General features: G+C 53.3%; 12 protein-coding genes. 6 read left to right on the forward strand and 6 right to left on the reverse strand.

Translation table 11 applies throughout. The annotated features are described in order from the left end of the window. Positions 1-15: 15 nt before the first annotated feature. Genes OGY67_RS05030 through OGY67_RS05040 form a run of 3 tightly spaced genes read right to left on the reverse strand, consistent with a single transcriptional unit; the run spans position 16 to position 6,468 of the window. Positions 16-2,178 carry a virulence factor SrfC family protein gene (locus tag OGY67_RS05030; RefSeq protein ID WP_286573621.1) on the reverse strand — a complete coding sequence of 721 codons (2,163 nt, stop codon included), beginning with the start codon at positions 2,176-2,178 and terminating at the stop codon, positions 16-18. After that, positions 2,175-5,156 carry a virulence factor SrfB gene (locus OGY67_RS05035; protein WP_286573623.1) on the reverse strand — a complete coding sequence of 994 codons (2,982 nt, stop codon included), beginning with the start codon at positions 5,154-5,156 and terminating at the stop codon, positions 2,175-2,177. Before OGY67_RS05035 ends, OGY67_RS05030 begins: the two co-directional genes overlap by 4 nt. Positions 5,157-5,160: 4 nt before the next feature. After that, the gene (locus OGY67_RS05040; RefSeq protein ID WP_286573625.1) at positions 5,161-6,468 is read right to left on the reverse strand and encodes an SrfA family protein; all 1,308 of its coding nucleotides are present in this window, start codon (positions 6,466-6,468) and stop codon (positions 5,161-5,163) included. A gap of 282 nt (positions 6,469-6,750) precedes the next feature. On the opposite strand from OGY67_RS05040, the gene OGY67_RS05045 reads away from it, so the two are divergent. Together OGY67_RS05045 and OGY67_RS05050 are read left to right on the forward strand one after the other, a co-directional pair. Further along, the gene (locus tag OGY67_RS05045) at positions 6,751-8,349 is read left to right on the forward strand and encodes an ABC transporter substrate-binding protein (protein ID WP_048227591.1); all 1,599 of its coding nucleotides are present in this window, start codon (positions 6,751-6,753) and stop codon (positions 8,347-8,349) included. Positions 8,350-8,366: 17 nt separating this feature from the next. Further along, positions 8,367-8,600 (forward strand): YdcY family protein, encoded by a 234-nt coding sequence (locus tag OGY67_RS05050; protein WP_003020183.1) that lies wholly within the window; start codon positions 8,367-8,369, stop codon positions 8,598-8,600. Between the two features lie 64 nt (positions 8,601-8,664). Here the strand turns inward: OGY67_RS05050 and OGY67_RS05055 are convergent, their stop codons facing one another. Further along, a complete protein-coding gene (locus OGY67_RS05055) occupies positions 8,665-9,114 on the reverse strand; it encodes a DMT family transporter (RefSeq protein ID WP_048227592.1) in 450 nt (149 codons plus the stop codon). Beyond that, positions 9,111-9,629: a GNAT family N-acetyltransferase gene (locus OGY67_RS05060; RefSeq protein ID WP_286573627.1), complete on the reverse strand. Its 519-nt coding sequence runs from the start codon at positions 9,627-9,629 to the stop codon at positions 9,111-9,113. Before OGY67_RS05060 ends, OGY67_RS05055 begins: the two co-directional genes overlap by 4 nt. A 37-nt stretch (positions 9,630-9,666) precedes the next feature. On the opposite strand from OGY67_RS05060, the gene OGY67_RS05065 reads away from it, so the two are divergent. From OGY67_RS05065 to OGY67_RS05080, 4 genes are all read left to right on the forward strand, one after another. Beyond that, positions 9,667-10,242: a helix-turn-helix domain-containing protein gene (locus tag OGY67_RS05065; RefSeq protein ID WP_191215778.1), complete on the forward strand. Its 576-nt coding sequence runs from the start codon at positions 9,667-9,669 to the stop codon at positions 10,240-10,242. A 58-nt stretch (positions 10,243-10,300) separates the two neighbouring features. After that, positions 10,301-11,335 (forward strand): NADPH-dependent curcumin/dihydrocurcumin reductase, encoded by a 1,035-nt coding sequence (gene curA / locus OGY67_RS05070; RefSeq protein ID WP_286573629.1) that lies wholly within the window; start codon positions 10,301-10,303, stop codon positions 11,333-11,335. Between the two features lie 252 nt (positions 11,336-11,587). Further along, entirely contained in the window at positions 11,588-12,649 is a 1,062-nt protein-coding gene (yncE, locus tag OGY67_RS05075) for a 7-bladed beta-propeller protein YncE (RefSeq protein ID WP_003833093.1), read from the forward strand. Between the two features lie 137 nt (positions 12,650-12,786). After that, the gene (locus tag OGY67_RS05080) at positions 12,787-13,008 is read left to right on the forward strand and encodes a YgdI/YgdR family lipoprotein (RefSeq protein WP_003020157.1); all 222 of its coding nucleotides are present in this window, start codon (positions 12,787-12,789) and stop codon (positions 13,006-13,008) included. Positions 13,009-13,049: 41 nt separating this feature from the next. Here OGY67_RS05080 and ansP read toward each other — a convergent pair whose 3' ends face one another. Beyond that, positions 13,050-14,492 (reverse strand): L-asparagine permease, encoded by a 1,443-nt coding sequence (ansP, locus tag OGY67_RS05085; RefSeq protein WP_003833088.1) that lies wholly within the window; start codon positions 14,490-14,492, stop codon positions 13,050-13,052. Positions 14,493-14,763 lie beyond the last annotated feature (271 nt).

Raw genomic sequence — 14,763 nt, forward strand, 5'->3', positions numbered from 1 at the left:
GGCGTATACGCCGTTTCAGGAGAAAAGCAGGGCATCTAATCGTTTTTTGTCGGTTTCAGAGACATCCTGTGGGTGCTGATATTCCGCATTCTCATTCGCACGGGTGTACAAGGCAACCAGCCAGTCGTAAACGTAACGGCTTGCACCATGCGAGGGTTGTTCATCCAGCTTCGTCAGGCGTAACATCGGCGATTGCTTCGGCGCGCTAAAAATAGCCGATCCTTTTTGGATCCTGCTGGCAGGGCGCTGTTCCTCAGCAACGTCGGCAAATCCAAGCCAGGTAATAAAATCACCAATATCGGCGTGTAACTGCGCGGCACAGACATTTTCGCGCTGCATAATGCGCTGTAAGCGTTGTGGCATCTCCAGGCGATAGCTGGTGGTGACGAGAATGTCGGCAACCTGCCTTAACGTACGGGGATCGAGTCGTAAACGACGGGCATTATTTTCATCGCGACACCACTGGCGCACGTGGTTAATCCACATTTTGTGTGCCTGATATCCGGTCTCCTGACTTTCCGGCGAGTGTAGTGTGTCACGCACCTCGGCAAACAGGTCAATCTCTTCATTAAATAAACCGCTTACCTGCTCCTCGCGAGGTTGCTGAATACGCAGCAGCGACTCAAAAATGCGCATCGGCGGGAGCAAACCATCCAGCAGTTCGCCATGTTTTGCCGCTTGCGCCTGTAACTGGCGGATCACCGACTCGTGGCTATCCGATTCAGCTTGAGCGGGATTAATCCAGCTTATCAGAGTTTCGCGGATGCGCTGTTGATGCTGCTCGCGTAGAGAAGTCAACCTGGCCTGGCGCTGCTGTGGTGAGGTTGCCTGAGTCAGCCATTCGACAAGACGTTGTAAGCTATGTTTATCCAGCGCCTGCAACGTGCCCCAATGCAGCCCGGGCTTGCCCATTAATTGCTGCACGGATTCATCAAGGTTTTGCTGGGTACTAAAACGCGCATCCTGCGGGGTAATGGCCCAAACCACGCCCGGTAATGCGGCATCATGAACAGGTTGGGTATCGTTGACCCAGCCCAACAGCTTGCGGGTGATGGCGGGCGTCTGGGCGCGGGCAGAGACCGCGTTGCAGATTAAGAGCACATCCGGTTGCAGGTGCTGGCGATAATGTTCCAGCATCCAGCCTAATTTTGCCTGCCACAGTGGATGAGGATGAGCATCCGGGGCGAGGGGAATATCGAGCAGATCGACATTCTCCAGCACCGAGTCTTCAACCGTCAGGACCAGCTCGCGCGTGAGCAGCGCCAGTGACGACAAAGAAAGACTGACCGCATTGAGCAACTGATGATTTTCAATCGGATGAACCACCACATCGCTTTGCGCCTCATTATTGCTGGTCAATGCCACCTGGGTCAGGAAACTTTCGGCAGGTAAACCAAAATGATCAACCAGCAGGCTCAGCGGGGCCGCTAATTCTTGCGCGTGTCCGGTTTGTTGCAACGTGTGCGCCAGCGCCAGCCACTGCTGCGTCAGTTCTGGTTGTTCTCCCCACAGTAACGCCCAGGCGTTTGCCCGGGTAGTCAGGTCCAGTGCGGGCAGCAACGTGGCAAACTGATACCATAGTGCATCGTCAATTTGCTGCTGGTTTGCCGGTACGCAGGAGCGCCAGAAACGACCAATTGCCGCAACATCATGTGCGGTAATGCCCGGCACCGGGTGACGCTGACGCAGCGTTTGCCATTTTTCCAGGCGCGCCTCAATAATCGATTTCTCGACCTGTCGGTTGCCCGGGAGCGCGCTGAACTGGGCGATAAATAGCTGTACCAGTTCGGCTTCACTGAGTAATCGCAGACGCAACGGCCATTCGCTATCATGCGGATTTTCATCGCGCGTAAAGCGGATCGCCATATTGGTTGGTGCATGGCCCGGATTAATATGCGAGAAATAATCAAAGCTGCGATCCGGGGTAACAATATTCACTTTGCCAGTGGCATTGCAGCACAATGCCGCCAGCAGATGTGCTTTTGCCGATTGTGAGTGTCCGTATAACCCTATACATCCTTGCGATGAAAAGGTCTCCTTCAACGCAGATTCACTCACTGCGGCTAGCGTAAGCTGTGCCAGCAGGGCATCCGCTTCATCATCAAGACGCGCCGCACGTTGACGGGTATCTACCACCCACTCGATGGCGGCCTGCGCGGTATTTAACATCTTACTCATTTCAGGTACACGCTCCCGCTATCAATCCAGTAATGGCTTCCGCTATGGCGACGGTCTGCCAGCGTATTCAGTTTTAACGTTAAGGCATTGGCGGCAACGGGGGTGCCATCCTGTAACCAGGCATCACTTAGGATGAAGAATTCCGGGCCACTTTCTTTGCTGCCGCCGCGTAGCTGCAGCCGAACATTCAACACGCCATCTCCGGCGATAGTTTTTGCCAGTTCGGCAGAGTTTATGCTGAGCGTATACAGCGGCGTGGCAGGCCAGCGGCTGTTTGCCAGTTGCCGAAATCCTAACGTCACGTTGCCACGTAACGGGAAATGCAACCGGGTATCCAGCTTCGCCCCAGGTTTATCCAGATCAATATCGTGATACCAGATGTTCTCATCGCGCAGGGTATTGACCGTATTATCCAGCACACCGAGAAAGCGTACGGTCGAGTAAGCGCCGATATCGGCAGCTTTAAAGTTAAAACGTGGCAAACGCAAATCCAGCGCCAGGCTGCACAGCATAGCGCCTACAGCAGCGGTGGATTTAGGGTTACCAATCCGCCCCTGTTGGCTGAACGGATACCACTCATGCACGCGGTAGTTATCCATCCAGATCATACGGTTAACCGGAACAGGTTGCAGATGGCGGATCAACGCCTGTACACCCGGTAAACAGGCGGGCCTGCCGGTCACTAATAAGATATCGCAGCGATAATGTGAAATGGCCTCACAAACCGCGTGCAGTGGGGAAGTCAGGGTAAATTGCCCCGCCAATAGTGCTTCTTGTAACTGCCTGAACTGTACCTGTAACGGCACGCTCAGAACATCAAACGCTGGCGACCCTGCTGGCAACGCATGATCGATAGCCTGTTGGATGTAGTTCATCACGTTGCGCGTGGGTTGTTGACTCAGGAGTTCCCCAAAGGTGGCATGTAGTCCGGCGACCGGATCGTTAATATCGCTTTGTTCCCAGGCAGAGAGGACCGCATGACCAAGCGGCATAAAGAGCTGCAACGCCGTTTGTTGACGCAAAATCGCCTGGGTGTCAATGCGACCAGAATCGCCAAATAGCGTGGCCAGCAATGCGGCGGCGTCGGTCACGCCAGCCTGTTGTAAGCGGGTTTGCAGTGCAGGCAACACGCAGCGCTGAATCACGTCCAGCAGCATGTCATCGCCCGCAACTTTAAAACCTTCACGGAACAGCAGATGCGGGGTAATTTTGACATTCGCGCCAACGCCGTCATCAAGCTGGTAATGAACGACAGCCATATCCGTTGTCCCGCCGCCAATATCGATCGATGCCACGCGCAGTGCTCGACCTTTAGTCTCACCAGGCTCCGGCAAACGGTCCGGGCGGGCAAGGGCGTTAAAGAACGATTCGGTGTGGCCATCGTAGTGTGAGATAGCTTCGTTATACAGCCACACCAGTTGCCCGCAGCTGGCTTCATCCCATTCCATCTGAATTTCAGGTACGGGAACCACACTTTTTTCCTGCTGCTTACGGGTGGTGAAGTCTTCATCCTGCGGGTGCCAGCCCATCGCTTTCCAGACCAGGGCAATAGCTTCAAACATGCGCAGGCGGAAAATCTCGCGCTCCTGTTTGGGCATCGCCGACGGTAGGGTCAGGATCAGCGTCCGCAACTGACGAGGAGACGCCGGGAATCCGAGGCGCAAACGCGTCGCTACGCTGTTAATTTGCCCCAGCGCCTGGGCCAGTATTTCGCACAGCATATGTGTCATCAGCGTGCTGCGGCTGTATTGTGGTGAGAACACTGGCAGACGATCGTCCTGCGGCAGGCTGAACAGCGGTTGCCCGTCATCGTTCATCAGGTTCATCAGCGGGAAGGCGGTAGCCAGCGGTTCGCGCTGGGTTTTGCCATTCATCTGGCTAAAGCGCCAGTCATGCAGCACCGGCGTTTCATCCCACAGATAGCGGCGCGGGCTTGAGATCCCACTGTTGCCCTCGGTGCCCATACGCTGCATCGCCAGCTTACGGGCTTCATCACCCACACGCACAATCGACGGCCAGATAAAGGCGTCATCACGTCCGCTCTCAACGGAAAAGTGCTGCTTACCAAAGCGTGCTTCGGAAAACTCCAGCCGACTGGTGAATAGCGGATCGTTGAGGAACTGCGGCTCGCTTAACGAACGGACCTGCAATTCAGCGGTCTGACGCAGCCCGTCATTGGCATCCCCGTGATCTTCAATCAGGACACCACAGGTATGGGTATTACCGATATCCAAAATAAGATCGACGGGAATGGCGGGTGCGCTAAGGGTGTGCGTAACCAGTTTCACTTCCGGGACGGAAAGCTGCTCACCTAACAGGGTCAGCACATTCAGCCAGTGCGCCTGGTATTCAAAGTTACGCAGCGCCTGCTGGATCTCTTGTTCTGAGCGGTTCTCATGTTGGGTGACATGGTGCATAAAAGATTCGCGCAACCAGCCGTCAATCCAGGTCTGGTCAAGGAAATCAGCAATTTCGTTGTCATGCCAGGCCAGCGCAAACCGTGTACCGTTAAGCAGATCATTTTCGTTGGGGGTTAACGCCGCAGGGGCATTTTCAGTAAGCTGGCTGTCCAGCGCTACGGTAACACGGTGGGTGTTGCCCGCGCTGTCCGGCTGCGGCAGCTTTCGCACCTGCACGCGTGCCCAGTTATCCGGACCTTCAACAAACGTACGCGGCGGGTTAAAGCGCAAAAACGGCAGTGGCAGCCAGACGCCGTCGAGCACGTCCAGCGAATAGTGCAGCGTCTGAGTACTTTCCGGCTTCACCACTTCGGGTTGCGCGCCGGTGCTGCCCGGTAGGGTATAGCGTCCTGACGTCAGATCGAAGTCTAGTCTCAGTAGCGGACCGTTTGCCGTTTTGCGCACAAAGCGTCCATGGTGCGCAGATTCCTGCGGCGTGAGGCCGAAATCCAGAAATTGCACACCGCTATTGGCGATGAGCGTCACGCTCTGTTTGTAATCACACAGATTCACCAACATAAAATCAGGCACCTATCTTTTTGATCGTCAGAGGGATTTCCGCGTGATCGTCATAACGCGCGGTACAGGCGGCGACGTCATTGGTTCCCGCTTTGCAGGTAATTTCAGGCATCGGATAACGTGAACCGTCGGTACAACGGGCATTGCCGCGACTCTTAATCATTAATTCACCCGACTGGTGCAAACCAGAGAAAATCTCGGCACGACAAACAATGTTGTCACCATGAACCACGCGCGCAGTGCCTTTATTGGCCTGGATCTGATAGCGCAGCGACGGCGCTTTGCCGCTCACCGGATCTTTAACATCGACCATGACGCGCCAGTTACCGTTGAGAAAACGCGTCGTTCCTGCCTTCATCTGGTTGGCATCCATCACCAGCGCATCTTTTGGAATCGCGGCGATCACCACCGGTCCTTCGACAGGTTTCTCTTTCTTCGCAGCGGGAGTCACTTCAGCACGATGCAGGGGCAGTGCAGATGTCAGTGCTGGTAGCGGTGCCATATCAACCTTAGCGACTTCAATAGCGGCTACTGCGGGTAAGGGCTGGGTGGTCTGTTGCTTCCACAGCAGCGGCCCAACGATGGCTGCAATAATCACTGCGGCAACGGGGAGGCTCCACAGCGGCAGGCGGCGTATGGGCTTTTCATGTACCGGCGGGGCAGTGACTTCAGGTTCGCTAACAATAACCGGGGGGTGAGGTTCAGGTTCAACCGGTTTTGGCAGATCAACGACCGGCGTCAGTAAGGGGACATCGGCCTCGGCAAAGGTAATTTCCGGTGCGATTTCTTCTTCCTGTTCTGGCTCTGCTACGGTAACCACAGGAGGAACATCGGCAATGCGCAGGCAGTCGAGCACATCGTCGCGGGGATTTTCATTCAGATTGACGAAGCCCCAGAACGTAATAACGGGTTTGCCATCAACCAGAAACACGTGATTTTCACCGGGAAATTGGATGGCTTTTTCGAGCAGTGAGCCAAACAGCTGTAGGGAAGTTTTCCCCGATTGCAGGCTTTTACGGCTCAGGGTCGCCGCATTTTCCAGCGTGCTCCCCAGATAGCGCAGCGCACGAAAACGTGCTTCTTCATCAGCGGCTTTCCACGCCACGGCCTTCCCTTCTATCGGGGAATACCAGTCAACCCGATCGCCGTTGTCGTTAATTTGTGGGATCGCCAGACAATCCACCATCGCCTGCTGTTTACGCAGACGAAGCGTTTCACGAATTTGCAATGCTGAATCAAACACGGCCTGACCACCGCCGCCCACGGCCTGATAGTCATCCAAATTGCCGCTGCGCAAGAGAGTTTTTGCCACGTTGTTACCCCTTAGACTTCTTCACGTATCTACTTTACGTTTTATAAAAACGAGCAAACGGCGAAAGAGAGGCAAAAAGGGGCTAATTTTCATGGCATAGAGTGCCGGGAAAAATCTTGACGTTTTGAAAAAGACTTAAGGGAAATTAATTCGCTTGGAGTGATGAATTATTCAGCGAAATACACCGGATTAGAATAACCTGATAGTGATTTGTTATTGGTCAGTTTTTGTCAGCTATGCTCTGATATCCCTGTTAATAATAAAATAAGAAGGCTTATAACTATGATTGCAAGGAAAACGTTACTCGCGCTGGCTCTCAGCGCCGTCTTACCGTCAGGCGCTGCGTTCGCGGCCAATACTGACACCATCATCTATTGCTCTGAAGCATCTCCGGAGTCATTTAACCCGCAAATCGCCAGTTCAGGTCCTTCATTTGTGGCCAGTTCACAGGTGCTCTACAACCGACTCATCAACTTTGATCCAGTAAAGAATACCCCGATACCGTCTCTGGCAACGGACTGGACGATTTCCCCGGATGGTAAGACTTACACGTTTACCCTGCGTCAGGGCGTGAAATTCAACAGTAATAAATTCTTTAAACCGACCCGCGACTTCAACGCAGATGACGTGATTTTCTCGGTATTACGGCAGAAAGATGCCGATCATCCGTATCACAAGGTTTCTCAGGGAAGCTACGAATACTTTAACGATGTTGGTCTGGATAAACTGATTAAAGAAGTGAAGAAGGTCGATGATTATCACGTTCAGTTTGTCCTCAATGAACCTAATGCCGCGTTTCTTGCCGACTGGGGTATGGATTTTGCCTCCATCCTTTCTGCGGAATATGCCGACGCGATGCTGAAAAAAGGCACCCCGGAAAACGTCGATAACTGGCCGATTGGCACCGGGCCTTACGTGTTGCAACAGTACAAGCAGGACTCGCAAATCCGCTATCTTGCCAACCCTAACTACTGGGATGGCGCCGTTCCAACGAAGCACCTGATCTTCTCAATCACGCCAAACGTCCAGACGCGACTGGCAAAACTGCAAACCAATGAGTGCCAGATAATCCCGGCGCCAGCCCCCGTACAGTTTGACGAGATTAAAAAGAATAAAGATTTGACGCTGCATTCGGTTGAAGCGCTAAACGTCGGGTATCTGGCGTTTAATACCGAGAAAAAACCGTTTGATAACGTACTGGTGCGTCAGGCGCTAAACTACGCGACCGATAAAAAGGCCATTATTAACGCCGTCTTTTTAGGTTCCGGTACGGTGGCAAAATCACCGATCCCGCCGAATATGATGGGCTTCAATAAAGATCTGCAGGATTACGCTTACGACCCGCAAAAGGCAAAAGATCTGCTGAAGCAGGCGGGGCTGGAAAACGGCTTTGAAGCGACGCTGTGGTCAATGCCGGTTCAGCGCCCTTACAACCCGAACTCCCGACGGATTGCTGAGATGATCCAGAGCGACTGGGCAAAGGTGGGCGTGAAGGCGAAAATTGTGTCGTACGAGTGGGGGGAATATCTCTCCGGAATGCGTAAAGGTGAGCATGACACCGCGTTGTTTGGCTGGATGTCAGACAACGGCGATCCGGATAATTTCGCCGATGTGCTGCTGGGCTGCGACAGCATAAAAACCGGATCTAACGCCGCGCGCTGGTGCGATAAAGAGTATAATTCGCTGGTTCAAAAGGCGAAGCTGGTGAGTAAACCGGAAGAGCGCGCCGCGCTTTACCAGCAATCGCAAGAGATTTTCTACCAGCAGGCTCCGTGGATAGCCCTGGCAAACGGTAAAACGTTCTACGCTACGCGCAGCAACGTCAGCGGATACAGCGTCAGCCTGATGGGCAGTGATTTTTCAAAAGCAAAATTAAATTAATGAGTTAAGGAGAGGTTATGTCGCATCTGGATGAGGTCAGCGCACGTGTTGATGCCGCCATTGAAGAGAGCGTCATTACGCATATGAATGAATTGCTGATTGAGCTCAGCGATGATGTCGCGTTGAGCCGGGAAGATCGCTATACCCAGCAACAGCGTTTGCGTACGGCTATCGCACATCATGGCCGTCAGCATAAAGAAGATATGGAAGCCCGTCGCGAACAATTGACCAAAGGCGGCACAATCCTCTGATATTTCACTTATCCGACCTACAGGCACGCTCTGTAGGTCGGATAAGCGAAGCGCCATCAGGCAATTAAAATGAACGTCTCGCCACCAGCCACGCCCCGATGACCAACAGCACCGCGCCACAGACCGGGCCTACCAGCGCCCGCAGCGGCACGCCGTGACTACGTAGAATATCCAGCACCAGCCCGCCGATTAACTGGCTAGCCACCAGCACCGCGATAGTGGTAGCGGCCCCCACATTTTGGTACCCACTGATACTGGCAAAAACAAAGAACGATCCCAGCAATCCGGGGATGAGTGTCCACCAGCGCACGCTGGATACCAGTTCTCCAAATCCCGCAGCTCCTTGTTTAAACCACAGTATGCTGACAAACAGCACGATCCCGACCAGCGAGTTAAGCAACATGGCGATGAGGATCGTCGAGGATGTCTGGGTGATGCGTACCATCAAGGTATTTTGCACCACCAGACCAATACCTGCGGCAATCAGAAAGGAGAGGGTCAGCGTCTGGTTCATCTACGGGCATCCGGATCGCGGCGATCGTCTAGCTGTAACTGCATGAAGGTCAGATCCAGCCAACGGCCAAATTTGGTTCCAACCTGCGGCATTTGCGCGGTGGTTTTAAAACCCAGCAAGCTGTGCAGATGCAGTGATGCCTGATTCTGAGACTCAATACCTGCCACCATCACATGCTTGCCGCATGCGCGGGCTTCGTCTATCAGTCTGCTGAGCAGTGCCCGTCCTAGCCCTTTTCCCTGATGTTCAGGATGAACATACACCGAATGTTCAACGGTATGACGGAAGCCATCAAAGTTACGCCAGTCGCCAAAGGAGGCGTATCCCGTAACCACGCCATTCTGTTCACTCACCAGCACCGGATACCCCATCAATTGGCGGGCTTCATACCAGGAAATACGGTTTTCGGCATCGACCGTTTGATCGTTCCAGATAGCCGCCGTATGCAGTACCGCATGGTTGTAGATTTCTGCAATGGCGGCGCAGTCTTCTTTGCTGGCAAATCGAATTGACATGTTGAACCTCAGGGGTTGTTCACTATAGTATTACAATATGAATACTATTGAAGACAGCATAAATCAACGGATCAGTGCAAGAATTCGCATTGAGCGGGAATCTCGCGGTTGGTCACTCACGGAACTTGCCGAGCGCGCGGGTGTGTCGCGGGCCATGATCCATAAAATAGAGCGCGGCGAGAGTAGTCCAACGGCTATGCTGCTGGGCAGGCTTTCCGGCGCGTTTGGCATCAGCATGTCTACCCTGATTGCGCGGGCTGAAATGCAGGAGGGCAAGCTATTGCGCTTCGTCGATCAGCCTGTTTGGCACGATCCACAAAGCCACTATCTGCGCCGCCATGTTTCACCGCGCAGCGATCTGCCTATCGATCTGGTGCAGATCGAATTACCTGCCGGAAGTGATATCCCGATGCCAGCCTCTTCCTATGTGCAGGCCAGACAACTTATCTGGTTACAGCAGGGAGAATTAGTCTTTGTCGAAGGGGACGTACGCCATGAAATGCAGGCAGGTGATTGCCTGGAACTTGGCCCGCCGAATGACTGTCGGTTTATCAATGAAACCGCGCAACCCTGCGTTTACCTGGTTGTGCGGTTAAACCACGTCGTCAGCTAAATAGCAGGAACGGGCTGCTACTATTGATGGATTCATGCCAAAAGCAGAGGAGCACATCATGGGTCAACAGACTAATCGTAACCGTCGCTGGGTACTGGCTTCCCGCCCGCATGGCGCGCCGGTCCCAGAGAACTTCCGTCTTGAAGAAGATGAGGTGGCAACGCCAGGTGAAGGCCAGATTTTGCTGCGCACCGTTTATCTTTCCCTAGATCCCTACATGCGTGGCCGCATGAGCGATGAGCCATCTTACTCACCACCAGTAGAGGTTGGTGGTGTTATGGTGGGGGGGACCGTAAGTCGCGTGGTGTCATCCCACCATCCGGACTACCAGCCAGGCGAATGGGTATTGAGCTACAGCGGTTGGCAGGACTATGACATCTCCGACGGAAACGGGCTGGTGAAGCTTGGCGATCATCCCGAGCATCCCTCCTGGGCGCTAGGTGTTATGGGTATGCCGGGGTTTACCGCTTATATGGGCCTGCTGGATATTGGTCAGCCAAAAGCGGGGGAAACGCTGGTGGTAGCTGCCGCAACCGGGCCGGTTGGCGCAACGGTCGGGCAGATCGGTAAGCTTAAGGGTTGTCGGGTGATCGGTGTGTCGGGTGGGGCAGAGAAATGCCGACATGCCACCGAGGTATTGGGTTTTGATGCTTGTCTCGATCACCACGCACAAGATTTTGCGCAACAACTGGCAAAAGCCTGTCCGCAGGGTATTGATATTTATTACGAAAACGTCGGAGGAAAAGTATTTGATGCTGTCTTGCCGTTACTCAACACCTCAGCGCGGATCCCGCTTTGTGGCCTGGTCAGCGGTTATAACGCAACGTCGCTTCCGGCCGGACCTGACAGATTACCGCTGTTAATGGCAACGCTGCTGAAAAAGCGTATCCGCATGCAGGGTTTTATCATTGGTCAGGATTATGGACACCGTATTCATGAGTTTCAGCGGGAGATGGGGCGCTGGGTTAAAGAGGGCAAAATCCACTACCGCGAGCAGGTGACCGACGGTCTGGAAAATGCGCCACAAACCTTTATCGGTCTGCTGACCGGCAAAAACTTCGGCAAGGTAGTGATTCGTCTTGCTGAGGATTGATGCGTAAAGGTGGAAGACGGTGAATGCCTGTAACCAGGCCTGCTTCGTACAAAATGTAGGCCTGGTAAAATGCCAATGTCGTTAACTGGTATTCATGGAGAAAATAAGAAGGTTACTACCCGAAAGCGAATAAACACTCCACATTGAGATAAATAATGATTACTATTCTCATTCTTAAAAAGGCAAAACCATGATTTTGCTCATTGAAGCTATGTGAAGCAGTAACAAACGAATTTATCAAAGGGAGTCGTCATGTCTTTACGTCATCTGTTTTCGCCGCGTCTGCGTGGTTCTTTACTGTTAGGTTCACTGCTCGTTGCATCATCTTTTACTACGCAGGCTGCAGAAGAACTGCTGCGCAAAGCCGTCGGCAAAGGCGCCTATGAAATGGCGTACAGCCAGCAAGAGAACGCGCTGTGGCTGGCGACCTCACAGAGCCGCAAACTGGATACCGGCGGGGTGGTTTATCGTCTTGACCCGGTCACCCTCGAAGTGACCCAGGTGATTCATAACGATCTCAAACCATTTGGTGCCACCATCAACAACGCCACGCAAACGCTGTGGTTCGGCAACACGGTAAACAGCGCGGTTACGGCGATGGATGCCAAAACCGGTGCGGTGAAAGGACGTCTGGTGCTGGATGCGCGTAAGCGTTCTGAAGACGTTCGCCCGCTGCAGCCGCGTGAGCTGGTCGCCGATGATGCCACCAACACGGTATACATTAGCGGTATTGGTAAAGAGAGCGTGATTTGGGTGGTGGACGGTGAGACAATCAAGCTGAAGGACACCATCCAGAATACCGGCAAAATGAGCACCGCTCTGGCTGTCGACAGCAAGGCTAAACGCCTGTACACCGCCAATGCCGACGGTGAATTCATTACCATTGACACCGCCACTAACAAAATTCTCAGCCGCAAAAAACTGCTGGATGACGGGAAAGAGCATTTCTTTATCAACCTGAGCCTGGACACAGCGGGCAACCGCGCATTTGTCACCGACTCTAAAGCGGCGGAAGTGCTGGTAATCGATACCCGTAATGGCAATGTACTGGCAAAAGTCGCCGCGCCGGAATCCCTGGCCGTGTTGTTCAACCCAACGCGTAATGAAGCCTACGTGACTCATCGCCAGGCCGGTAAAGTGAGTGTGATCGACGCGAAAAGCTATAAAGTCGTCAAAACATTCGAGACCCCAACGTTCCCGAATAGCCTGGCGCTCTCCGCCGATGGTAAAACCCTGTACGTCAGCGTGAAACAGAAATCTACCCGCGAGCAGGAAGCCACTCAGCCGGACGATGTTATTCGTATTGCGCTATAAAACATCCGGAGGGGGAAACCCCTCCTGTCATTTCTCTAAACCCCACGATACGCCTCGTTACACCCCGCCAGTAGCCCGAGCCACTTCAGGGACTTACACTACGCCCTCAACGGCTAACTGAATAACACGGGAATACCATGAAAAAGCCATTTATCTGTCTTTGTGCAGGCGTAATGCTCTTTACCCTTGCAGGATGTACCACCGATTACGTCATGACGACCAAAAGCGGACAAACCATCACCACCCAGGGTAAGCCAAAACTGGACAAAGATACGGGAATGACCAGCTATACCGATCAGGATGGAAATGCGCGGGAAATTAACAGCAACGATGTAGCGCAGTTGATTGAAGCGAACTAAAAATGAAGGCCTGAAGGGTTAACCAGTCAGGCCTTCAGCCATTACGGCGCGGTGCGGTGGATTTCCGCGACGCGTTTACGTACGCCGAACCAGCCTGCAACCAGCAGGATGGCAATCAACGGTAATGACGCGATGGTGTAGGTGCCATTTGGATAGTCAAACGCCATCAGCACCAGCACGCTCAGCAGGAACAGTAGGGTTAGCCACGAGGTAAACGGAGCGCCCGGCAGTTTAAAGCTGACGTCTGCCGTTTTACCTTCTTTTATGGCCCGACGCAGACGCATCTGACAGACCATGATAAAGCCCCACGACGCAATAATGCCCAACGACGCGAAGTTCAACACGATCTCAAACACCTGCGACGGTACCAGATAGTTCAGAAATACCCCGACGACATAGACGACCAACGTGGCGAGGATCCCAGCCCAGGGTACTTGTTGACGGCTCATTTTAGCCATGAATTTAGGCGCCGATCCGCCCATCGACATGGAACGTAAAATACGCCCGGTGCAGTACAGCCCAGAGTTAAGGCTGGAAAGCGCCGCGGTGAGCACCACAATATTCATGATACTGCCGATATACGGCACGCCCAGTTTGGAGAAGAAGGTAACAAACGGGCTTTGCCCCGCCTGATAGGCATTCCACGGTAGTAACAGAACCAGCAGCACGACAGAACCCACATAGAACAGACCAATACGCCAGATAACGCTATTGATCGCTTTTGGCACCATGGTTTGCGGATCTTTGCATTCTCCAGCAGCGGTGCCCACCAGTTCAATGGAGGCAAACGCAAAAACTACCCCCTGAACCAGTACCAGCGCTGGAAGCAGACCATGTGGGAAGAACCCACCGTTGTCGGTGATTAGGTGAAAACCGGTGGCGTTACCATCCAGCGGCTTTCCAGTGCCTAAAAAGACGGTACCCACCACCAGGAAAATCACAATCGCCAGCACTTTGACCAGCGCAAACCAAAACTCCATCTCCGCGAACCACTTCACGCCGATCATGTTCATGGTGCCGACAATGGCCAGCGCGCCGAGGGCGAACACCCACTGCGGTACATCACCAAATGCGCCCCAGTAATGCATATACAACGCCACCGCGGTGATATCGACAATGCCGGTCATCGCCCAGTTGATGAAGTACATCCAGCCAGCCACATAGGCAGCTTTCTCACCTAAAAATTCGCGAGCATAGGAGACAAAGCTGCCGCTGGAAGGGCGATGTAAAACCAGTTCACCAAGCGCACGCAGTATAAAGAACGAAAAAATACCGCACACCAGATAAACCAGCGCCAAAGCAGGACCCGCCATTTGCAAGCGTGCGCCAGCCCCTAAAAACAACCCGGTACCGATTGCGCCGCCAATGGCGATCATTTGTACCTGTCGATTACCCATCGCTTTGTGATACCCCTCTTCGTGGGCATTCAACCAGCGTCGTTTCGCCGCATGTTGTTCCGCGGCTTGCGTGTTGTTTGTGTTCATTACTTTTCCTGTTGACCTGACAAAAATACAAAATCCTTTTTGCCGCACCTGCTGCGGCGAAAACAGCCTTACCCTTCATTGTGTTACGGGGGAAAACTGCCGGCCGAGCATCCTACATTCAATTGTTCGGTTCCGCAAAGCCCCGATAACAAGAATTCAGCATTTTTGTACAGCCAGTACTGGCGCGGTGTGGCCTCGATTCAGCCAATAAAAGAGAAGGGCGTAAATACGTGGAGAGGTGTGCGCTTATCGAGACATTCACCCGATAAGC

Source organism: Citrobacter sp. Cpo015, assembly GCF_030333035.1.
GTDB lineage: Bacteria > Pseudomonadota > Gammaproteobacteria > Enterobacterales > Enterobacteriaceae > Citrobacter > Citrobacter portucalensis.